Origin of the sequence: Selenomonas sp. oral taxon 126 (assembly GCF_001683335.1) — a bacterium.
Lineage (GTDB): Bacteria > Bacillota > Negativicutes > Selenomonadales > Selenomonadaceae > Centipeda.
Window position 1 is genome coordinate 2,603,377 of record NZ_CP016201.1, and the last position, 20,803, is coordinate 2,624,179.

Sequence of the window (20,803 nt, forward strand, 5' to 3'; positions counted from 1 at the left end):
TCGAAGAGCGGTAGCTCCATCGGCGCATCTTCCGCCTCCATACACGGCGTCGCGCGGCGAATCCCGTCCATCTGCCAGAGATTCCAGACAATCGTCCGCACGATCATGCGGTACTCGGCGTCGGTCGGCTTCCTCCGCCATCGCTCAGAAAGATGCTCCTCGAACGTCATGAGCAGATTCACGCGCGCAATCAGGAGATTGTCCCCTTGGAACTCGTAGCCGTAGGTCGCCTGATACGCACGCAGCGCCCACTGCATCCACGCATCCTCATCCATCACATTCTCCGTCACCACGCGCAGCTTGCGGTCGAGGATGCCATTCCGCTCCGCAAGCGGTACGCTCTCCATCGTCGCGACATCGTACCGCTGCACGAGATAGGGTGCCTCTCCGCAAGTGATCTCAAGCCGCCGCGCATCCACATAGTGTTCCCATTTCCGCCGCCGTGGAAAGCGGACGTGCCCCTCCTGCGCGAAGGGGTCACGCCCGCCAAAATAGGAGGCATCCGCCGCCGCGACCATCCTGCGGCAGATAGAGAGCGGCGTGAACACCTCCGCATGGCGGCGCGTGCGCTCGGACTGCTGCTCCATCTCCTTGCGTGCGCGCGTCTTAATAACATCTGAGTGGGGCCCCGTGATGAGCACGGGCAGAATCTCCTGCGTACTCTCGTAGTCGGAGCCGAACACACGATAGGCATCCGTCGCCCAGATGATATTCCGCTTCGTCGTCTTATCTGCAAGCAGTGGTGCGAGCCACCCCATCGCGTGCAGCCGCAGTATTTCATCCTGTATCCCGACGAGCAAGTCACACCTCCGTTCACAGTGGCCTCGTTTTGCATTTATTTTATCATATCACTCTCATGTATTGCAACGGGAGAGGTTGCAGCCGAAGGGAGGCGTCGAGCAATATCCGCATGGGTATATCACTGTAGTCAATACTCCTTGCTCAGCAAGAAATCCGCAATATGCATCGTTTTGATGCCCTTGTAGTTCCCATCTGCAAATGCATCTGCCCGCAGGACATATTTTGGATAGTTATCCCGCAGATCCAGCAGTCGGTCATATTCCCGCCGCTGCGTTTTTTCAGATCGAATTTCCTGTGTGACCTGAATATACATACGATTGCCTTGATGCTCGGCAACAAAGTCAATCTCCCCATCTGCTGTTTTTCCGATATGGACGGTATACCCACGGCGACACAGCTCGAGGTAGACTACGTTCTCCAAACTGCTTGCTGCCGTGTCCGGTGCATAGCCGAGCACGGCATATCTCAGCGCGGTATCTGCCAAATAAAATTTTTCCTGCGTTTTCAGAATCTCCTTTCCTTGGAGATCGCAGCGCGGACATCGAAACAGAAGATACGCCTTTTCGAGTTTTTCCAGATAGCTGTAGACCGTCTCGTTATCAATCTTTCGATGCTCTGATTTCAGATAATCGGAGATGGATTTTGCCGAAAATGTATTGCCGACATTGGAGAAGGTATACCTCACAATGCGTTCCAACTGGTCAATCTTGCGAATCTGATTGCGCCGGACAATATCGGTAAAGATGGTCGAATGATAGATATCACGTACAATGGTATAGATCTCGTCCTGTGCATATGCCTGCAAATGCGTCGCAGGAAACCCGCCCAGCCGAATATAGTCCGCCATCTCTATGTGAGGATCGCGAATATCCGTATATCTGCCTTTGAAGTCCAGATACTCCTCAAACGACAGCGTAAAGATCCGAAAAGAGATATAGCGCCCTGTCAGATAGGTCGATATCTCCGAGGACATCATGCGGGAATTGGAGCCGGTCACGTAAATATCAGTATCATAATCAGCGGCAAGCGTGTTGACAATTTTTTCCCAGCCGCTGATCTCCTGAACTTCATCGAGGAAAAAATAGGTCTTGCTGCTCGGATGCACTTTCTCCCGTATGAGCGCAAAAATGTCCCGCGCACGCATTCCCTCGTATTCCATCGAGTCAAACCGCATCATGACAAGGCACTCATCCGATACGCCGTACTTTTCCTTCAGCTCCTCCATAATCATCTTTAGAATTGTGGATTTGCCGCAGCGGCGTACGCCTGTAAGCACTTTGACAAACGGTGTATTGACATAGGTCATGATCTTACCCAAATAAAGCGGGCGTTGTATCATCGGAATCACCTCTAGAGAATACTACCGCAAAAACAACTCTATATCAATAGTTTTTCTGGTTATAATCGCAAAACTTTTACACGCACGATGCCTTTTCGATTATACTTCAAAACACGAACGACCTCTCTGCACATTCGGCAGAGAGGTCGTTCGTGTATCTATTCGTTTGTATCAGTCGCGTCCGAGCTTATCGCGCAGGATAACGTCATGCGCGCCGCCCTCGACGATGCTGGTCGAGGAGACGAGGGTGAGCTTCGCCTTTTCGCGGAACTCGGGGAGGCTGAGCGCGCCGCAGTTGCACATGGTGGAGCGGATCTTGGAGAGTGTCGTCTGGACATTCTCCTTGAGAGGTCCCGCATATGGGACGTAGGAGTCGACGCCCTCTTCGAACGACAGCTTCTTGCTGCCGCCGAGGTCGTACCGCTGCCAGTTGCGCGCGCGGTTCGAGCCCTCGCCCCAATACTCCTTATAGTATGTGCCGTTCACCATGACGCGATCCGTCGGGCTCTCATCAAAGCGCGAGAAGTAGCGCCCGAGCATGAGGAAGTCCGCGCCCATCGCGAGCGCAAGCGTCATGTGGTAATCGTAGACGATGCCGCCGTCGGAGCAGATGGGGATGTAGACGCCCGTCTCCTTGTAGTATTTGTCGCGCTCGGCACACACGTCAATGAGAGCCGTCGCCTGTCCGCGCCCAATGCCCTTCGTCTCACGCGTGATGCAGATCGAGCCGCCGCCGATTCCGACCTTGATGAAGTCCGCGCCCGCATTCGCGAGGAAGCGGAATCCCTCGCCGTCAACGATGTTGCCCGCGCCGACCTTGACACTGTCGCCGTACTGCTCACGGATGTGCTGGATCGTGAGGCGCTGCCACTCGGAGAAGCCCTCGGAGGAGTCGATGCAGAGGACATCCACGCCCGCTGCGATGAGCGCAGGGACGCGCTCGGCGTAGTCGCGCGTATTGATGCCCGCGCCGACGATGTAGCTCTTGTTGCTGTCGGTCAGCTCGAGCTCGTTCTCCTTGTTGTCGGTGTAGTCCTTGCGGAACACCATGTAGCGGAGTCGCTGATTCTTGTCGATGAGCGGGAGCATGTTCAGCTTACGCTCCCAGATGAGGTCGTTCGCCTGTGTGAGCGTCGTGGAGTCCGCGTCCGCCCAGACGAGCTTTTCAAACGGAGTCATAAAGGTGTGTACCTTCGTATCGAGCGACATCCGCGAGACACGGTAGTCGCGACTCGTCACGATGCCGACGAGTTTGCCGTTCGCCGAGCCGTCCTCCGTGACCGCCATCGTGGAGTGCCCCGTCTTCGCGAGGAGGTCGAGCACGCCGCCGAGCGTGGTATCCGGGCTGATGTTCGAGTCGCTGCTGACAAAGCCCGACTTATAGTTTTTCACACGCGCGACCATCGCCGCCTCTTCCTCGATGGACTGCGAACCATAGATGAAGGAGATGCCGCCCTGCTTGGCGAGCGCAATCGCCATCGTGTCATTCGACACTGCCTGCATGATTGCGGAGGTCATGGGAATGTTCATTGTGAGCGCCGGCTCCTCGTCACGATGGTATTTGACGAGTGGTGTCCGCAGCGTAACGTTCGCAGGGAAGCACTCCGCCGAGGAGTAGCCCGGGATGAGCAGATACTCTCCAAATGTGTGCGATGGCTCGGTGTAGTAATGTGCCAACGAAACCCTTCCTTTCTGTATCCGTCCTAAGATGATCCGTCCTAAAATTTTTCTGTCTAATATACGCGCTTCCGCTCGCCGTGTCAACCCGTACGGAAGCAATATATACGGATGTCCCAAAATTTCCCGATTTTGCAAAAAATCCCTAAGAGTTCGCGTTCACTCTTAGGGAAATCGTCTGCTATGGTGCCGAAGGCCGGGGTCGAACCGGCACGTTGTTTCCAACGGCAGATTTTGAGTCTGCTGCGTCTGCCAATTCCGCCACTTCGGCATGGGTTGTATTATAGCACTCCCACAGCGGATTTGTCAACGTCAGCGCAGATCGGCTTCGAGCTTTCGGATGAGCTCCATATCCGCCTCGAACCACGGGACACTGTAGAGATCGACGCGCCCGAGCCAACGCCCCGCCGAGTGCACGGAGAGCTGCGGCTCGCCCGCAATGTGGCGGCAGATATAGAGGCGCATATTCATATGATACTCGGGATAGTCGTGATCGACGATCCCAAGCAGACGCTCAACGGCGATCTCGACGCCGAGTTCCTCACGAATCTCACGCACGAGCGCCGCCTCATCCGTCTCGCCCACCTCAACCTTGCCGCCCGCAAACTCCCATGTACCGGCGTACGCACCGTAGCCACGGCACGCGCCGAACACCTTTCCGTCACGCAGGATTGCCCCCGCAACGACATCAATATGCTTTCGTTCACTCATTGATTCCCTATTCCTTTTCACTCTTTGTTGCCCGCAGGAAAAGCTGCGTCAGCTGCGCGCGCGGATCGCGTCCATTCGTGACGATCTCGTAGACGGTCGCAGAGATGGGCAGATCGACGCCATACTCCTCCGAGAGAGCCATCAGCGCCTCGGCAGTATAGACACCCTCGGCAATCTTGTGGAAATCCCCCGCCGTGCCGCGCACAACAGCCTCGCCATAGCGGCGATTGTTGCTGTGCGGCGAGAAGAGCGTTGCCTCGTAGTCGCCGAGGTGGGAGAGCCCATAGATCGTCTCCCCATCGCCGCCCATCGCACGTACGAGGCGCACAAGCTCGCGTGTACCGCGTGCCATAAGTGCGCCCTTCAGACTGCCGTACTCGAGTCCGTCGAGCATCCCCGCCGCGAGTCCGACGACATTCTTCGCCGCCGCACCGACCTCCGTGCCAAGCAGATCCTCACCGTAGTAGAAGCGGATGAGCGGGCTGCCGAGCGCATCTACGAGCCCCTGCAGCGCATCCCGATCCTCGCCTGCGAGCACCATGCAGTTCGGTATGCCGCGCACGAAGTCCTGCACGTGTCCGGGACCGACCCAGACGACGGGATGCACATCGTCCCCCAATTCCTCATGCACCACCGTACTGAGACGCTTGCCCGTTCCGATCTCGAGCCCCTTCATGCAGAGGATGATGGTCTTCTCTGCCATCGTCCCGCCCAGTCCGCATGCACAGAGATCGCGCAGGAAGGAGCGCAGCGCCTGCGCGTGGATGGAGATGATGACAATCTCTGCCACCCGAACTGCCTCCGCGAGATCGTCTGTCAGACGGATGTCCTCCGGCAGCATCAGGAACTCATTCGTCCGCGTCGCGCGCAGCTCTTTCAGATGTGCCGAATGTGCACGCCCCCAGAGCGTGACCGCATGACCGACGCGCGCGGCGTACCACGCATGAAACGAGCCCCAACGCCCGCACCCCAGTACGGATACTCTCATGATGATACCTCCACTCGGATGTTCAAGAGATCGCGGACGACCGCGCCCGCCATCATCAGCCCCGCTGCGGACGGGACGAAGGAAATGCTTGCCGGTACACTGCGCCGTCCCGCCGCCGATGTCTCCTCCCCCACCTTGGGTGTGCGCGGACGCTCACGCGAGCAGACGACCTTCAGGCGCGGCACCCCTTTTTCCTTGAGTTTCTTCCGCAGAATGCGCGCAAGCGGATCGCCCTTCGTCCGATAGAGATCCATGATCTCGTAGAGCGTCGGATCGAGCTTGTTCGCCGCCCCCATACTCGCGATGAGCGGGATCCCCCGCTGATGACATTGCACGGCGAGATCAATCTTCGCCGTCACCGTGTCCACAGCATCGAGTACATAGTCATAGTGCTCGGGAAAAAACGCATCCGCATCGGCGGGCTGATAGAATGCGCGTATCTCACGTACATCACAGGCAGGGTTGATGGAGCGGATGCGCCGCGCCATCGTCTCCGTCTTCGGCATGCCCACGGTCTCGGTCAGCGCGTGAATCTGGCGGTTGATATTCGTCACGTCGATGACATCGTGATCGACGAGCGTCAACTTGCCGATACCCGCACGTGCAAGTGCCTCTGCCGCATAGGAGCCGACCCCGCCGATGCCAAACACCGCAACGGACGCAGCGGCGAGGCTCTCCACGCCCGCACTGCCCACCAGCATCTCCGTCCGCGCAAAGCGCCGATCGTTCATTTCGTCCACCTTTCAGAGTACGCGCATATACACGCACAGCAAAGAGCTGCGGCGAAAGCATACACCTCCGCAGCAGCTCCTTTCCCACAAATTCAATCTGTGCGCGCCCTACTTGACGACGAGCACGGGGCACTTCGACTGCTCAACGACATACTGGCTGACGCTGCCGAGCAGCACGCCCTTGACGACGCCAAGTCCACGGCTGCCCATGACGATGAGGTCGATGTCGTTCGTCTCCGCAAAGTCGAGGATGACCACCGCCGGTGATCCCGTGTCGGAGAACGACTCCTTCGTGACGCCTGCCGGTACCATCTCGAGCGCACGGTCAAGGATGACATTCCCCGCCTTCGTCACGGAGTCGAGAATCGCATCCGAGAGCACGGCGTTGATTGCGAGCTGATTGATGTTCGCGACGTAGAGGAAATTCAGCTTTGCGCCGCAGATCTCGGCGAGCATGCAGGCCTTTTCAATCGCGCGGTCAGCACCCTCGGAGCCATCCACCGGCACCAAAATATTCTTAATCATGGCAGTTCCTCCTCACTTCTCTATAGAAATGAACCATATAGACAGGATTATGCGCTTCCCGCGACCATGACGCTGGAATGCGCGTGCTCCAAGACGGTCTGCGTGACACTCCCAAGGAGAAATCCGCTCACACGCGAGAGCTTGCGCCCGCCGATAACGACGAGCTCCACGTCCACCTCATCGATGAATCGCAGAATCTCCTCCGCAGGTATTCCCGTGCGGTGGTGATGCTCACGTACAGTGCGCTCCGGCAGGAGCACATCCGCTGCGGCAAATATCTCCTGCGCCTCCTCTGCCGCCGGACGCACAATGCTCTCGGGAAGCCACGAAACATCGCCCTCATCCGTGCTCGCGTCGAACGGAGACACATAGAGAAGCTCCACCGTGGACGCCGTCATACAAGCGACCTCACCCGCCAGACGAACGGCACGCAGAGACTCCTGCGACCCGTCCACAGGGACAAGGATATGCGCGTACTTTGACTGCTGAACCATCACGCACCTCCGTCCCGCCTTGTTTGTTGTATTTATTCGCTAAATTCTGTCAAACTCCTTCTTTATTCCGACGATTATTCGCTCTGATGAAAATAAATTGACGTGCCCCACCGAAAATGATAGACTGACTCTACATATAAGTACAAATGGAGGCAATGCGCTATGGGAGAAGAACAGAGAGTGGAGACGGATGCGGAAGTTGTCGCATCCACAGGGATTTCGGATATCTATGCTGCGGCGAAAAGGCTCGAGGGCATTGTACGAAAGACCCCTCTGGTACACAGTGAGTTCTTCTCCGAGATCGCGGGCAACGCGACCTATCTGAAACTCGAAAATCTCCAGACTACAGGTGCATTCAAGCTGCGCGGTGCGTATAACCGCATCTCCATGCTCACAGAGGAGGAGCGGGCGCGTGGCGTCATCACCGCCTCGGCGGGCAATCACGCGCAAGGCGTCGCCTACGCCTCGCAGAAACTCGGCGTGAATGCCGTCATCTGTATGCCCGCGACGACGCCAATCCTCAAGGTAGAGTCGACGCGCGCACTCGGCGCGACGGTCATCCTCCACGGCAACGGATTCGACGACGCCTATGCGCACAGTCTCGAACTGCAGAAGGAGAAGGGCTACGTCTACATCCACCCGTTCAATGACCGCAACGTCATCGTCGGACAGGGCACAATCGCCCTCGAAGTGATCGACGCGCTCAAGGACGTGGACGCAATCCTCGTCCCCGTCGGCGGCGGCGGACTTGCCTCAGGCATTGCGCTCGCGGTGAAGCTCGTCAACCCGCAGGTGAAGGTCATTGGCGTCGAGCCGGAGAATGCTGCGTGCATGAAGGCGGCGCTCTCCTGCGGACGCGCGATCACGCTCCCCTCTGCCGACACGGTCGCCGACGGCTGCGCAGTGCGCACGGCGGGAAACCTCACGCTCGAATTCTGTCGCCGCTACCTCGACGAGATCATCACCGTCTCTGAGATGGAGATCATGAGCGCGCTGCTCTCCCTCATCGAAAAGCACAAATTCATCGCCGAGGGCGCGGGCGTCCTCTCCCTCGCCGCGCTCGGCAAGCTGCGCATGAAGGACAAGAAAATCGCCGTGCTCGTCAGCGGCGGCAACATCGACATCTCCACCATCTCCGCGCTCATCTCGAAGGCACTCATCTCGCGCGGCAGAGTATTCCGCTTCTCCGTCCAGCTCCCCGACAAGCCGGGACAGCTGCTGACCGTCGCGCAGATCCTCACCGAGCAGGATGCGAACGTCATCCGCCTCGACCACGATCAGACGATGGTGACGGACAGCTTCCAGAAGGTGCAGCTCACCGTCACTGTCGAGACGCACGGACAGGAGCATATCGACCGCATTGTCTGCGCGCTCGCGGCAAACGGATTTGAGATCAACAAGATTTACTGACAGAAGAAAGGATATATCAGCGTATGACTGCCGCCCCACTGAAATGTATCGATCAGGATACGGCACAGCATCTCGCCGACCTCTTTAAGACGCTCGGCGATCCCACGCGCATCAAGATTCTCTCCCTGCTCACAGCAGCGGAGGAGCTGCGCGTCTACGACATCGCGGACGGACTGGACATGGGACAGTCCGCCATCTCTCATCAGCTGCGCGTCCTGCGCACCGCCCGCCTCGTGAAATTCCGCAGAGACGGGAAAGAAGTGCTCTACTCGATAGATGACGATCACGTGCTGAAACTCCTCGGACAAGGTCTCGAGCACGTACAGCACGCATAAATCACGAAAGGATGCTCTCCATGAAACGCCGCGTCTTTCTCTCCACCGCCATTGCCCTTCTCCTCGCTGCGGGCACGGCATTTGCCTCCCCCACCCTGCGTGAGGGCTCGCACGGGCATGAGGTGCTCGTCCTCCAACAGGCGCTCCAAAAAGCGGGCTACAACATCAAAAGTGCGGACGGTGTCTTCGGCAAGGATACGGAGCGCGCCGTCGCCGAGTTCCAGCGCGACAGCAAGATCAAGATCACGGGTGTCGTCAACAGCGCAACGTGGCGTGCGCTCAAGGAGCTCCCCGCAAAGAAGACATGGGGCATTGATGCCCCGCCGCCCGCCGAGAAGAAACTTCCTCTTGCCCCCAATGGCAAGCCCATCCTACCTGCAAGCAAGGTCTCCGATGTCATCAAGACGGCGAAGTCGTACATGGGAACGCCCTATGTATTCGGCGGTACAACGCCGAAGGGATTCGACTGCTCCGGCTACCTCCAATACGTTTTTCAGAAGCATGGCATTACCATTCCGCGCACAGCAGATGAGCAGTACAAGCTCGGTCTGCGAACAAAGAGCACAAAGGAACTTGTGCCCGGTGACCTCGTTTTTTTCGAGACGTACGAGAAGGGCGCATCCCACTGCGGCATTTACCTCGGCAAGGATGAGTTCATCCATGCCTCCACAAGCAAGGGCGTACGCATTGACGCGCTGTCGAACGACTACTGGAAGCCGCGCTTCCTCGGCGGAAAACATATTGTGAAATAGTTGTATCTTACAAGAAGGGTTGATGCCGCTATGATACAGGTTCTTCACCGCTTCATTACCGCCGTTCTCCTTTGCTCCGCCGCAGTTTCAGCAACAGCATATGCAGCAGAGCAGCAGGCAGATCCATATCATGTGGACTGGAAAGAGCCGCAGACACGCCGCATCGAAGTCCAACGGCCTCCAACCATGGAGACATGGGGCGTTGTAAAACAAGGAGATGTTCAAACGAAATTCCTACGCTCCATCCCCTATTTGTATAGTTCTTATGAACTACACGAGATCCATAAGGATGGCAAAGTCGAGTATCTTTTCCACGTGCAGGGTGAGTACGGCAGCGACGGAACGGTGCCGCGCCTCACCATCGGAACAAAAGAGGACACGGCATTTGAATTGACGCCTGTCGCTGCAGCGGATCTCAAAACCATCCCATCCAAGGACTACACCGACTATTGGTATTACGCCGGCGATCTCTCCCGTTGGACAGCACTTGAGGAATCAGCGAAGAAAGGGAAGGTAAACGCTTACTTCTATTATTCCCCGAACAGCAAAGGAAGTCGTGACGAGATCTCCCCTCTCGTAAAACGTATTCCGCGCTGGCTTACGCTTCCCGTCGCGGAATGCAATGCCTACGGACCGATGTACAGCGTCTTCTATCCCGGAATGCCGGCGAAGGAGCTGCGCGACGCCATCGCCTACCGCTCCAACGCACATTATGACAGCGGGCGCGCCAAAACTTCGAACAAATACGTCTTTTCCGATGTGGGGAATCTCCCCTCATTTGCTTTGCATCCGTCGTGGTCCATGGCAGAAGTACACTATGTAACATTTCGCGAAGAACCTGCGGGAACATGGGTGAATTGGGATTACTGGGGAGCCTCATCAGGCAACATTCACCCGCTCGATACGATCAGCTACATCACACAGGCAGTATATGCGGATCTTTATCCTACCAAGTATTACGGCTTTACACTAAAGGGACATGCTGAGAAACAAAGCTGGGTCATCGACACCGTCGATACAAAACAGCATCCGGAACTCACAGCAATGTCACCGGGCGATGTCATCAAATCGCTCAACGGCATTCCCGTCGACGGCTATCCGAAATATGTGGCAGAGTATCTCATGTACTACAGTGCCCTCGGCGACTTGGATCTCGTCCTTGAAAGTCCAAAGACAGGACTCTATGAGGTCACCGTACGCTCTATGATTCATCTGCCGCTGCCTGCGATTGACTATGCAGCGTATAATGAGAAGTCGAAGCTCCGCTATACGAGAAAAACAATCAACGAGTTCCGACTTGACGGAGCTGTTCCCTTTGAGATCTTCGACCCGCTCGGGAATCCTGCCGCCCATGTAGAGTCTCCGCGTACCGATTGGATCTTAGAGCATTTTCATACCGAGAGACCGCACACCATGCCGCTTGGTAAATATTTTGCGGCAACAGCGCCTCAATATTGACTTTTCCCGTGCCGCTCATTATAATAGGGCGGTACGGGATGTAGCGCAGTTTGGTAGCGCGCTTGCTTTGGGAGCAAGATGTCGCAGGTTCAAATCCTGTCATCCCGACCACTGCACCTGTAGCTCAGTTGGATAGAGCAACGGCCTTCTAAGCCGTGGGTCGAGGGTTCGAATCCCCCCAGGCGCACCATTGCATATTACCGTATCGTTACGGCGATACGGTTTTTTGTTGTCTCTTTCAAAACGCAACAAAAAAGATGTGAGAAAATGTTCTCACATCTCGTGCGGTCAATATGGTGGAGACAAGGGGGATCGAACCCCTGACCTCTTGCATGCCATGCAAGCGCTCTCCCAGCTGAGCTATGCCCCCGCGCGTTACGCGCTGACAAAGGCTAGTATAGCGAAAAGCGCGCTCCTTGTCAATACTGAATTTAAGTGTAGGGAGATGCTCAAGCCTCTGCATTGCGCTTCTCGTACGCACCGCTGAGGATGTCCGCCCACCACGCTTCGTTCTCCTGATACCACGCAATCGTCGATTGGATGCCGTCATCGAACTTCGTCGCGGGCTTCCAGCCGAGTTCGCGTCCGATCTTCGTCGGATCGATCGCATAGCGGCGGTCATGCCCCTTGCGATCCGTGACATAGGAGATCTGATCCTCGCCCTTGCCGAGCGCCGCGAGAATCGTGCGGACGACCTCGATATTCGAGCGCTCGTTGTGCCCGCCGACGTTGTAGACCTCGCCCACAGTGCCGCGTCGCATAATCACGTCGATGGCGGCGCAGTGATCGTCGACGTGCAGCCAGTCGCGCACATTCAGACCGTCGCCGTAGACGGGCAGCTTCTCCCCCTGCATCGCGCGGATCATCATGAGCGGGATGAGCTTCTCGGGGAACTGGAACGCGCCGTAGTTGTTCGAGCAGCGCGAGATCGTCACAGACACGCCGTAGGTGCGCGCATACGCCTGCACAAGGAGGTCGGCGCCCGCCTTTGACGAGGAGTACGGGCTTGATGTATGAAGAGGTGTCGCCTCCGTAAAGAGGAGATCGGGACGGTCGAGCGGCAGATCGCCGTAGACCTCGTCCGTCGAGACCTGATGATAGCGCTGTATGCCGTATTTGCGACAGGCGTCAAGCAGCACGCTCGTCCCGATGATATTCGTCTGCAAAAAAATCTCGGGGTTTTCGATGGAGCGATCCACATGGGACTCCGCTGCGAAGTTAACGACGATGTCCGGCTGCTCGCGTTCAAAGAGTGCATAGACTGCTGCACGATCCGCAATGTCTCCACGCACGAACGAGAACTGCGGATTCTCCTGCGCCGCGTCGAGCGTCGCAAGATTGCCTGCATAGGTCAGTGCATCATAGCAGATGATCTGATCCTCCGGATGCTCACGCAGCTCATAGTAGACAAAATTCGCGCCAATAAACCCCGCCCCGCCCGTCACAATAATCTTCATACTATCCGCTCCTTTTCTCTTGGGAGTAATTCGACACCTCCCCCTTTTTTCCTTTATTTACAAAACAAAAACATCTGTGCTATACTATCTGATAGGAGGGATGAAGATGAAGGAGCGCACGTATATCGCCATCGACCTCAAGTCGTTCTACGCCTCGGTCGAGTGTATCGAGCGCGGGCTGAACCCAATGACCACGCATCTCGTGGTCGCAGACGAGAGCCGCACGAGCAAGACGATCTGCCTCGCCGTCTCCCCCGCCCTCAAGGCGCACGGCATCGGCGGGCGCCCGCGCCTCTTCGAGGTCATCCGCGCCGTGGAGCAGGCAAATGCGCGGCGCAAATACCGCGCACCGAAGCGCACCCTCACAGGAGAGACGCGGGACAGCGCGGAGCTTGCCGCGCATCCGGAGTTTGCCATCGCCTATCACATTGCGCCCCCGCGCATGGCGCTCTACATGGACTACAGCATGCGCATCTACGAGGTCTATCTCCGTCACGTCTCTCCCGATGACATTCACATCTACTCCATCGATGAGGTATTCATCGACGTGACGAGCTATCTGAGGACGGAACGCATCTCGGCACACGACTTCGCCATGCGCCTCATTCGCGATGTCCTGCGTGAGACGGGAATCACGGCGACAGCGGGCATCGGGACGAACCTCTACCTCGCAAAGGTCGCAATGGACATCGTGGCAAAACACATGAAACCGGATGCGGACGGCGTGCGAATTGCGACACTGGACGAGATGAGCTATCGGCAGCAGCTCTGGACGCATCGCCCGCTCACGGATTTCTGGCGCATCGGCAGGGGCTATGCACGAAAGCTCGAGGAGAATGGCCTCTATACGATGGGCGACATCGCGCGCTGCTCGCTCGGTGCGTCAAATGTGCGGCATAACGAAGATCTGCTCTATCGCCTCTTCGGCGTGCAGGCAGAGCTGCTGATCGATCATGCGTGGGGCTATGAAAGCGCGCGCATGGAGGACATCAAGAGCTACCGCCCGAAGTCGCGCAGCACGCACATGGGGCAGGTGCTCCAGCATCCGTACACTGCGCAGAAGGCACGCCTCGTTGTCTGGGAGATGGCGGATGCGCTTGCCATCGAGCTTACAGAGAAACGCCTCACGAGCGACCGCCTCGAGCTGACCGTCGGCTATGACATCGAGTGTCTGACCCGCCCCGAGATTCGCGCGCTCTACCACGGGCGCATCCGCACGGATCGCTACGGGCGAAAGATACCGTGGCCGGCGCACGGCAGGGTGCGCATTGAGCACGGAGCGGGAACAAATGCCATTATGAAGGCACTGACCGATCTTTTCGACGAGATTGTCAATCCGGCGCTTCTCATTCGCCGCCTTACCATTTCCGCACAACATCTGATGACGGAGGAGCAGCGTGCCTCCGCCGCCGAGCAGATCGCCCTCTTTACGCCCGAGGAGACGGCAGCGACCGTCCTGACCCCTGCGGAAATTGCTGCACAGGCAAAGGAAAAGGCACTGCAGGAGGCGATTATCTCCATCAAGAAGATGTATGGCAAGAACGCCATCCTGCGGGGATCGAACCTGATCGACGGCGCAACGGCACGCCTGCGCAACGCACAGATCGGCGGGCACAAAGCATGAAAGGAGCATGATATGCAGCGACGCATCGAAGACTATGCGGACATCATCCATCTGCCGCGCCCCATCTCGCGGACGCACCCGCCCATGTCCCGCCATGACCGCGCGGGGCAGTTCGCCCCGTTCTCCGCGCTCACGGGTCTGCACGCCGCCGCTGACCGTACGGAGCAGGAAAAGGCTGCCCAATACGATGTATACAGCCCGCCGGAGTATAGTGCTTGACAAAATCCGAAAAGACCGTTACAATACTACACGACGTCGGGATGTGGCTCAGCTTGGTAGAGCGCATCGTTCGGGACGATGAGGTCGCAGGTTCGAATCCTGTCATCCCGACCATCTTCATACGTATATATGCCGGAGCCCCTTGCGGGACGCCGGTGTTTTTATTTTCGGAGGAAAATATGGGAGACGAACGCAAACGCTGCAGCTGGGTGAACCTAAACGATCCCATCTATGTAAAATATCATGATGAGGAATGGGGGCAACCGCTTCACGATGACCGCGCGCTCTATGAACTGTTCATCCTCGAGACCTTTCAGGCGGGGCTGTCATGGGCGACAATTCTGCACAAGCGCGAGAACTTCCGCCGCGCGTACGAGGGATTTATCCCCGCACGCGTCGCCGCCTTCGATGCTGCAAAGATTGAGGAGCTGATGCAGGATGCGGGTATCGTCCGCAACCGCCGCAAGATCGAGGCGAGTATCACAAACAGCCGCGTCTTTCTGGACATCGTGCGCGAGTTCGGCTCGTTTGACCGCTATATCTGGGGATTTACGGATGGGAAATCCGTGCGCGAAAGCTGTGAGCTGCGCACAACCTCCCCGCTATCAGATACGATTTCAAAGGATCTCAAAAAACGCGGCATGAAGTTCGTCGGCTCGACCTGCATCTACTCGACGCTCCAAGCCATCGGCGTGCTCGCGGCGCACACGGATGAATGCGATTGGAGCAAGTCATGAGCGGCGGTGATCCGCGCCTTGCCTCCCTGCGTGCCGCATTTCCCTATACCGTCCCCATTCTCGCGGGCTTCCTCTTCCTCGGACTCGCGTACGGCATCTATACGAATGTCTCGGGATTCTCGTTCTGGTATCCGATGGCGATGAGTGCGCTCATCTTCGGCGGCTCGCTTGAGTTCATTGCGACGGCGCTCCTCCTCAGCCCCTTTTCCCCGCTGCAGACCTTCCTGCTTGCATTCATGGTGCAGGGGCGGCATATCTTCTACGGCATTTCGATGTTTGAGAAATATCGCGGCACGGGATGGAAGAAGCCCTATCTCATCTATGGGATGTGCGACGAATCCTTCTCAATCAACTACACGGCAAAGATTCCGCAGGGCATTGATGCGGGCTGGTTCATGTTCTTTGTCACCCTGCTGAACCAGCTCTACTGGGTCGTGGGCGCGACCATCGGCGGTCTCGTGGGCACAAGCCTCCCCATCAATACGGAGGGCATCGAGTTCGCAATGACAGCACTCTTCGTCGTCATCTTCATCGAACAGTGGATGAATGACCCGCAGCATTATACGGGCATTCTCGGACTCGCAGCGGCGGGCATCGCGCTCTCTATCTTCGGGCGGGACGCATTCATGCTGCCGACCATGTTCATCATTCTCGCGGGATGCCTCGCACTTCGCCCCTTCATCGAAGGGAGAGAAATGGCATGACGTTCACTGAACAGTGTATTACCATCGGGCTCTGTGCGCTTGCGAGCGTGCTCTCTCGCGCGCTCCCCTTCCTCCTACTCTCGGAGAAGAAGCCGACACCGCCTATGGTCCGCTATCTCGGCAACGTCCTTCCCGCCGCCGTCTTTGGGATGCTCGTCGTCTACTGTCTCAAGGACACAACATTCTTCAGCGGAAATCACGGTCTGCCGGAGATTGCAGGAATCCTTGTGACGGCGGTACTGCATCTGAAATTTCGCCAGATGCTCCTCTCCATTGGAGGAGGGACGGCGGTCTATATGCTCCTGATTCAATGCGTATTCATCCCATAAAAAAATTCCCCTTTATGGGGAATTTTTTTATGGTTACATATAGTCATCCGCCGTGCGGGTCTTTGTCTTTTTACTGAGCCCGAGCATACGCGAGATGCGGTCAACAATGACATAGAACACGGGAATGAGGAAGATACCGAGAATAGTGGCAAAGAGCATGCCGCCGACAACGGCGACGCCCATGCCGTTACGCGCCGCAGCCCCCGCACCGGATGCCATGCAGAGAGGCAGACAGCCGATGATGAACGCGAACGAGGTCATGAGGATCGGACGGAGACGCAGCCCCGCCGCCTGAATCGCCGCTTTGAGCGGATCCATGCCGCGATCGACACGGATCTTTGCGAACTCGACGATCAGGATCGCGTTCTTGGCCGCAAGACCGATGACCATGATGACACCGATCTGCATGTAGACGCTGTTTTGATAGCCCGCCGCCGGAATGCCGATCGTACCGAAGATCGTTGCGAGGATGTACTCGGAGAAGAGTGCCCCGAAGATACCCGTCGGTACCGTGAAGAGCACGGCAAACGGTACGCTCCAGCTCTCATAGAGTGCTGCAAGGCAGAGGAAGACGAAGACAAGACAGAGGGCAAGCACCTGCATGGTCGAATCCGCCGACTTCTGCTCCTCGCGGCTCTGCCCCGACCACTCGATGCTGAATCCGGAGCCAGTGTGCTTCTGGACAATCTCGGTGATGGCTTTCATCGCCTCACCCGAGCTGTAGCCTGACCCCGCACTGCCTTGAATCTGGATGGAACGTGCACCGTTGAAGCGGCTGATCTGCGTCGGTCCCGTGGTAAGTTTGGGCCTGAGCAGCGTATCAAGCGGCACCATGCCGCCCTGCGAGTTCTTGACAAAGACGAACTTCGCCGCCTCCGCCTCAGTGCGATAGGTCACGTCAGACTGCAGGACGACCTTATAGGTGCGCCCGAACTGGTTGAAGTCATTGACCTCATAGCCGCCGAAGTTGACCTGCAGTGCCGTGAATACATCCGAGAGCTGAACACCGAGGTTCTTGACCTTTTCACGGTCGATCTCATACTGATAGCTCGGTGCGTTGATCTTAAACGTCGAGCGCACGCCCCGCAGCTCGGGGCGCGTATTCGCCTCGGCAAGAATCGCATTCGTAATGTCGTTGAGTTCGGTGTCAGAGTGTCCGCTCATATCCTGCAGCTGGAGAGACCAGCCGCCGACATTGCCAAGCCCCGGCAGTGCGGGCGGGTTGATGGCGATGACGAGCGCCTCGGGCGCCTCCATCGCACCGACGCGGAACATCGTACCGACAGCGGCAGCAACGGACTCGCGGAGTCCCGCACGCTGTGACCAGTCCTTCATACCGACGAAGACAACCGCACCGTTGGAGTTCGCACCGCCGGCGAGGATATCAAAGCCGTTGATGGACATGACGGCACTCTGCCCCTTGATCTCACGCTGCGCCGCCTGCTGGATCTTGTCCACGGTCTTCTGTGTCTGATTTGTGGACGTGCCCGGCGGGAGCTGAATCGCGATCATCATATAGCCCTGATCTTCCTCGGGGACGAATGTGGACGGCAGATTCCGATAGATGATCGCCGTGACACCGCAGACGATGAGCAGGAAGATAAAGGCAACGCGCGCCTTGCGGATGAAGCGCGAGACGATGCCGACGTAGCCCTTGCGCGTCGCATCGAACCAGTTGTTGAAGCGATCAAAGAATCGATCGAGAACACTCTTTGTCCTATTCTCCTTCTTAGGCTTGAGCATGAGCGCACAGAGTGCGGGCGTCAGCGACAGAGCGACGAAGGCGGAAATCGCCATTGAGATCGCAATCGTGAGCGCAAACTGCTTGTAGAGCACGCCCATCATGCCGCCGAGGAAGGCAACGGGGACAAAGACTGCCGCAAGCACGAAGGCAATCGCGACAACAGGTCCCTGCACCTCCGCCATTGCACGCTCAGTCGCGTCAACGGGTGAGAGTCCGCTCTCCATGTGATGCTCGACGTTCTCGATGACGACAATTGCATCGTCGACAACAAGACCGATTGCAAGCACCATTGCAAAGAGTGTCAGCGTGTTGATCGAGAAATCGAGCAGGACGAACGCACCGAATGTTCCGATGAGGGACACGGGCACGGCGAGCAGCGGGATAAGGGTCGCGCGCCAGCTCTGGAGGAAGAGGAAGATGACGAGCACGACGAGCAGCAGCGCCTCGACAAAGGTATGAACAACCTCCGTAATGGACGCGTTGATGTAGTCCGTACTGTCAAAGACCGACTTCATCTTGAGTCCTGGCGGGAAGCTCTTTTCCGCCTCGTCAAGGATCTTGCGCACCTCGGCGAGCGTAATCATCGCATTTGCATCGGAGGTCAGCTGAATGCCGAAACCAACGGCAGGATAGCCGTTGAACTTCGCAATGATATTGTTCTGACGCTGCCCGGTTTCAATACGCGCAACGTCTTTCAGACGGACAAATGTGCCATCCTTGCCCGAGGCGATGATGACGTTTCCAAACTCCTCAGGAGTGGTCAGACGCCCCTGTACCTTGCCTGTGAACTGCTTCTCCTGCCCGTTCACAGTCGGCATACCGCCGACAGTCCCTGCAGGTGCCTGTACGTTCTGCTCGTTGATCGCCGCCGTAATGTCGGCAACGGTCAGCCCAAGCTCTGCAAGGCGATCCGGATTCATCCAGACGCGCATCGCATAGTCCGCACCGAATACCTGTACTTCGCCCACACCGCTGACGCGCTTGATCGCATCGAGGAAGTAGAGCGTTGCATAGTTCTTCATGAAGGCGCGGTCATAGGTGCCGTCCTCGGAGTACAGCGAGACGAAGTACGCCATCTGTCCCGAGGATTTGCGCGTCGTAACGCCCGCCGCCTGCACGGAGGATGGCAGGCTCGCATTTGCACCTGCGGCATTGTTCTGCACCTTGACGGCATCCATATCGCCGTCTGTGCCAACATCGAACGTAACAGAGAGACTGTAACGTCCCGTATCATCAGAGGTGGAGCTCATGTAGTCCATCCCCTGCGTGCCGTTGATCTGCTCCTCGATGACCTGTGCCACCGTCTCATTGACAACGGCTGCGCTCGCGCCCGTATAGCTCGCCGATACGGCAACCGTCGGCGGCGAGATCTGCGGGTACTGCGCAATCGGCAGGGAGAATCCTGCAATCGTGCCGACGATGACGATCATCACCGCAATGACAATCGCGAAGATCGGACGATGGATGAAAAATTTTGCCAAAGGATCTCCTCCTTACTGCGCGGGCGTGAGCTCACGCATGTTGAAGTTGGAGGAATCCCCCTCGATGGAGAAGCCCATCTCAGCGGGCGTAACCATCGTCACAGCGAGATCGCCGCCCTCCTGAAGGGTGGTCAGCCCCTCGACCACAACGATGTCCGAGCTGTCCAGACCTTCCTTGACCACATAGTAGCTGCCGATCTTGTCGCCCAGCGTAATGGTGCGCGCAACTGCCTTGTTGCCCTCTCCCACGAGCATGACAAAGGACTTGCCGAGCAGCTGCTGCACGGCGCGCTCCGGGACGAGGATTGCATTCGGAATCGTGTCGCCGATGAGGCTGACGCGCGCGAACATACCAGGCAGGAGAAGCCCGTCCGGATTGTCAAAGAGCGCCTTGACCGTGAGCGTGCCCGTCTGTGCCGCAAGTGCGCGATCCGAGGTCACAATGTGCCCGATGATCGGATACTTTGAACCGTTCGAGAGCGTCAGCTCCACCACGACGGCAGCGATGCCACCCTGCTGTGCCGCCTGCTCAACGAAGTTCAGATACTCGTTCTCCGAGAGGCTGAACTGTGCAAAAATTGGGTTCGATGTGCCCATCGAAACGAGCGTTGTTGTGCCCGCAGAGACAAATGTCCCCATCGCCACATCATCGACAGAGAGCTGCCCCGACATCGGTGCATAGATGACCGTATCATCGAGGTTCTCCTGTGCCTGACGTACGAGTGCCGTATTCGCAGCAACTGCCGCCTCGTAGGCGTTCACCTGAGCCTGCTGCGTATCGAGCGTCTGTTCCGAAACCGCTGCACTCGCATAGAGCTGTTGATAGCGGTCAAGATCCATGCGCGCATTGCTGAGTGTCGCCTCAGACTGCGCGAGCACCGCCTGTGCCTGCAAGAGCGCACTTTCATACTGGCGGGAGTCGATGCGGTAGAGCGGTTGCCCTGCCGAGACATACTGCCCCCCCACAATATACTTCTCCACGATATTTCCGGAGACACGCGACTGGATCTTCACCTCGTCCGTGCCCATAATCTGCCCCGCATATACGTGCGTGAGCGGCGTATCCTGACGCAGGACATTCATCGCCTTGACGGATGTTGCACGCGCTCCGCGCCCCTGCTGACCGCCTCCGCAGCCGCTCAGGAGCGTGCCGAGCGCGAAGATCGCGGCGATGAGAACGGCTAGACCTTTTCTGTTCTCAAACAAACAAATAACCTCCTCTTTCCCATTCCCCACATCATGTGAAACGCTTTTACCACATTATTTATGAAGAAGGGCAGGTACCCG

19 protein-coding genes, 5 tRNA genes and 1 pseudogene are annotated in these 20,803 nt (G+C 57.4%); 12 read left to right on the plus strand and 13 right to left on the minus strand.

From position 1 onward, the window contains the following. The 9 genes and pseudogenes from AXF19_RS14615 to AXF19_RS11880 all read right to left on the minus strand — a co-directional run. Positions 1–800 (minus strand): annotated as a pseudogene (locus AXF19_RS14615) (Eco57I restriction-modification methylase domain-containing protein); the annotation flags it as partial. A 128-nt stretch (positions 801–928) separates the two neighbouring features. Further along, on the minus strand, positions 929–2,119 hold the full coding sequence (locus AXF19_RS11845) for an ATP-binding protein (protein ID WP_237141613.1): 1,191 nt from the start codon (positions 2,117–2,119) through the stop codon (positions 929–931). Positions 2,120–2,311: 192 nt separating this feature from the next. Further along, positions 2,312–3,817 (minus strand): IMP dehydrogenase, encoded by a 1,506-nt coding sequence (locus AXF19_RS11850; protein WP_066849216.1) that lies wholly within the window; start codon positions 3,815–3,817, stop codon positions 2,312–2,314. 184 nt (positions 3,818–4,001) lie between these two features. Then, positions 4,002–4,088 (minus strand) — tRNA-Leu (locus tag AXF19_RS11855). Positions 4,089–4,129: 41 nt separating this feature from the next. Then, positions 4,130–4,528 carry a (deoxy)nucleoside triphosphate pyrophosphohydrolase gene (locus AXF19_RS11860; RefSeq protein ID WP_066849218.1) on the minus strand — a complete coding sequence of 133 codons (399 nt, stop codon included), beginning with the start codon at positions 4,526–4,528 and terminating at the stop codon, positions 4,130–4,132. 7 nt (positions 4,529–4,535) lie between these two features. After that, positions 4,536–5,516, minus strand: a complete 981-nt coding sequence (locus AXF19_RS11865) for an NAD(P)H-dependent glycerol-3-phosphate dehydrogenase (protein WP_066849222.1) — start codon at positions 5,514–5,516, stop codon at positions 4,536–4,538. Continuing rightward, entirely contained in the window at positions 5,513–6,247 is a 735-nt protein-coding gene (locus AXF19_RS11870) for a tRNA threonylcarbamoyladenosine dehydratase (protein ID WP_066849239.1), read from the minus strand. Before AXF19_RS11870 ends, AXF19_RS11865 begins: the two co-directional genes overlap by 4 nt. Before the next feature lie 108 nt (positions 6,248–6,355). After that, positions 6,356–6,772 carry a universal stress protein gene (locus tag AXF19_RS11875; protein WP_066849240.1) on the minus strand — a complete coding sequence of 139 codons (417 nt, stop codon included), beginning with the start codon at positions 6,770–6,772 and terminating at the stop codon, positions 6,356–6,358. Positions 6,773–6,819: 47 nt separating this feature from the next. After that, positions 6,820–7,266 (minus strand): universal stress protein, encoded by a 447-nt coding sequence (locus AXF19_RS11880; RefSeq protein ID WP_066849243.1) that lies wholly within the window; start codon positions 7,264–7,266, stop codon positions 6,820–6,822. A 162-nt stretch (positions 7,267–7,428) separates the two neighbouring features. On the opposite strand from AXF19_RS11880, the gene ilvA reads away from it, so the two are divergent. From ilvA to AXF19_RS11910, 6 genes are all read left to right on the plus strand, one after another. Beyond that, a complete protein-coding gene (gene ilvA / locus AXF19_RS11885) occupies positions 7,429–8,676 on the plus strand; it encodes a threonine ammonia-lyase (RefSeq protein WP_066849246.1) in 1,248 nt (415 codons plus the stop codon). Between the two features lie 23 nt (positions 8,677–8,699). Further along, positions 8,700–9,011 carry an ArsR/SmtB family transcription factor gene (locus tag AXF19_RS11890; RefSeq protein ID WP_066849249.1) on the plus strand — a complete coding sequence of 104 codons (312 nt, stop codon included), beginning with the start codon at positions 8,700–8,702 and terminating at the stop codon, positions 9,009–9,011. Positions 9,012–9,031: 20 nt separating this feature from the next. Next, positions 9,032–9,763, plus strand: coding sequence for an NlpC/P60 family protein (locus tag AXF19_RS11895; protein ID WP_066849252.1), 732 nt, complete (start codon positions 9,032–9,034; stop codon positions 9,761–9,763). Between the two features lie 30 nt (positions 9,764–9,793). Then, positions 9,794–11,221, plus strand: coding sequence for a hypothetical protein (locus AXF19_RS11900; RefSeq protein WP_157092508.1), 1,428 nt, complete (start codon positions 9,794–9,796; stop codon positions 11,219–11,221). 34 nt (positions 11,222–11,255) lie between these two features. After that, positions 11,256–11,332, plus strand: a tRNA-Pro gene (locus tag AXF19_RS11905). A 2-nt stretch (positions 11,333–11,334) separates the two neighbouring features. Further along, positions 11,335–11,411: transfer RNA gene (locus tag AXF19_RS11910), tRNA-Arg, on the plus strand. Positions 11,412–11,515: 104 nt separating this feature from the next. Here the strand turns inward: AXF19_RS11910 and AXF19_RS11915 are convergent. Together AXF19_RS11915 and rfbB are read right to left on the minus strand one after the other, a co-directional pair. Beyond that, positions 11,516–11,591, minus strand: a tRNA-Ala gene (locus tag AXF19_RS11915). A gap of 79 nt (positions 11,592–11,670) precedes the next feature. After that, the gene (rfbB, locus tag AXF19_RS11920; RefSeq protein WP_066849264.1) at positions 11,671–12,678 is read right to left on the minus strand and encodes a dTDP-glucose 4,6-dehydratase; all 1,008 of its coding nucleotides are present in this window, start codon (positions 12,676–12,678) and stop codon (positions 11,671–11,673) included. Positions 12,679–12,784: 106 nt separating this feature from the next. Between rfbB and AXF19_RS11925 the strand changes: the two genes are divergently transcribed. The 6 genes from AXF19_RS11925 to AXF19_RS11950 all read left to right on the plus strand — a co-directional run bounded on the left by AXF19_RS11925 (position 12,785) and on the right by AXF19_RS11950 (position 16,291). Next, positions 12,785–14,302, plus strand: a complete 1,518-nt coding sequence (locus AXF19_RS11925) for a Y-family DNA polymerase (RefSeq protein WP_066849268.1) — start codon at positions 12,785–12,787, stop codon at positions 14,300–14,302. Between the two features lie 12 nt (positions 14,303–14,314). Beyond that, positions 14,315–14,521: a hypothetical protein gene (locus AXF19_RS11930; RefSeq protein ID WP_066849270.1), complete on the plus strand. Its 207-nt coding sequence runs from the start codon at positions 14,315–14,317 to the stop codon at positions 14,519–14,521. Between the two features lie 37 nt (positions 14,522–14,558). Further along, positions 14,559–14,635: transfer RNA gene (locus AXF19_RS11935), tRNA-Pro, on the plus strand. Between the two features lie 65 nt (positions 14,636–14,700). Next, positions 14,701–15,258, plus strand: coding sequence for a DNA-3-methyladenine glycosylase I (locus AXF19_RS11940; protein WP_066849271.1), 558 nt, complete (start codon positions 14,701–14,703; stop codon positions 15,256–15,258). Next, a complete protein-coding gene (locus AXF19_RS11945) occupies positions 15,237–15,962 on the plus strand; it encodes an AzlC family ABC transporter permease (protein WP_237141614.1) in 726 nt (241 codons plus the stop codon). The genes AXF19_RS11940 and AXF19_RS11945 overlap by 22 nt, the downstream gene beginning before the upstream one ends. Further along, positions 15,959–16,291: a branched-chain amino acid transporter permease gene (locus tag AXF19_RS11950; RefSeq protein ID WP_066849273.1), complete on the plus strand. Its 333-nt coding sequence runs from the start codon at positions 15,959–15,961 to the stop codon at positions 16,289–16,291. Before AXF19_RS11945 ends, AXF19_RS11950 begins: the two co-directional genes overlap by 4 nt. A 33-nt stretch (positions 16,292–16,324) precedes the next feature. Here AXF19_RS11950 and AXF19_RS11955 read toward each other — a convergent pair whose 3' ends face one another. Together AXF19_RS11955 and AXF19_RS11960 are read right to left on the minus strand one after the other, a co-directional pair. Next, on the minus strand, positions 16,325–19,516 hold the full coding sequence (locus AXF19_RS11955; protein ID WP_066849277.1) for an efflux RND transporter permease subunit: 3,192 nt from the start codon (positions 19,514–19,516) through the stop codon (positions 16,325–16,327). 12 nt (positions 19,517–19,528) lie between these two features. Beyond that, positions 19,529–20,722 (minus strand): efflux RND transporter periplasmic adaptor subunit, encoded by a 1,194-nt coding sequence (locus tag AXF19_RS11960; protein WP_066849291.1) that lies wholly within the window; start codon positions 20,720–20,722, stop codon positions 19,529–19,531. Positions 20,723–20,803: the final 81 nt, after the last annotated feature.

Bases quoted from the DNA above. Each gene is read 5' to 3' on its own strand.
- AXF19_RS11895 (WP_066849252.1), top strand. From the start codon at position 9,032: ATGAAACGCCGCGTCTTTCTCTCCACCGCCATTGCCCTTCTCCTCGCT.
- AXF19_RS11875 (WP_066849240.1), bottom strand. From the start codon at position 6,772: ATGATTAAGAATATTTTGGTGCCGGTGGATGGCTCCGAGGGTGCTGAC.
- AXF19_RS11860 (WP_066849218.1), bottom strand. From the start codon at position 4,528: ATGAGTGAACGAAAGCATATTGATGTCGTTGCGGGGGCAATCCTGCGT.
- AXF19_RS11930 (WP_066849270.1), top strand. From the start codon at position 14,315: ATGCAGCGACGCATCGAAGACTATGCGGACATCATCCATCTGCCGCGC.
- AXF19_RS11925 (WP_066849268.1), top strand. From the start codon at position 12,785: ATGAAGGAGCGCACGTATATCGCCATCGACCTCAAGTCGTTCTACGCC.
- AXF19_RS11865 (WP_066849222.1), bottom strand. From the start codon at position 5,516: ATGAGAGTATCCGTACTGGGGTGCGGGCGTTGGGGCTCGTTTCATGCG.
- AXF19_RS11940 (WP_066849271.1), top strand. From the start codon at position 14,701: ATGGGAGACGAACGCAAACGCTGCAGCTGGGTGAACCTAAACGATCCC.
- ilvA (WP_066849246.1), top strand. From the start codon at position 7,429: ATGGGAGAAGAACAGAGAGTGGAGACGGATGCGGAAGTTGTCGCATCC.
- AXF19_RS11890 (WP_066849249.1), top strand. From the start codon at position 8,700: ATGACTGCCGCCCCACTGAAATGTATCGATCAGGATACGGCACAGCAT.
- AXF19_RS11950 (WP_066849273.1), top strand. From the start codon at position 15,959: ATGACGTTCACTGAACAGTGTATTACCATCGGGCTCTGTGCGCTTGCG.
- AXF19_RS11870 (WP_066849239.1), bottom strand. From the start codon at position 6,247: ATGAACGATCGGCGCTTTGCGCGGACGGAGATGCTGGTGGGCAGTGCG.
- rfbB (WP_066849264.1), bottom strand. From the start codon at position 12,678: ATGAAGATTATTGTGACGGGCGGGGCGGGGTTTATTGGCGCGAATTTT.
- AXF19_RS11880 (WP_066849243.1), bottom strand. From the start codon at position 7,266: ATGGTTCAGCAGTCAAAGTACGCGCATATCCTTGTCCCTGTGGACGGG.
- AXF19_RS11900 (WP_157092508.1), top strand. From the start codon at position 9,794: ATGATACAGGTTCTTCACCGCTTCATTACCGCCGTTCTCCTTTGCTCC.
- AXF19_RS11945 (WP_237141614.1), top strand. From the start codon at position 15,237: ATGCGATTGGAGCAAGTCATGAGCGGCGGTGATCCGCGCCTTGCCTCC.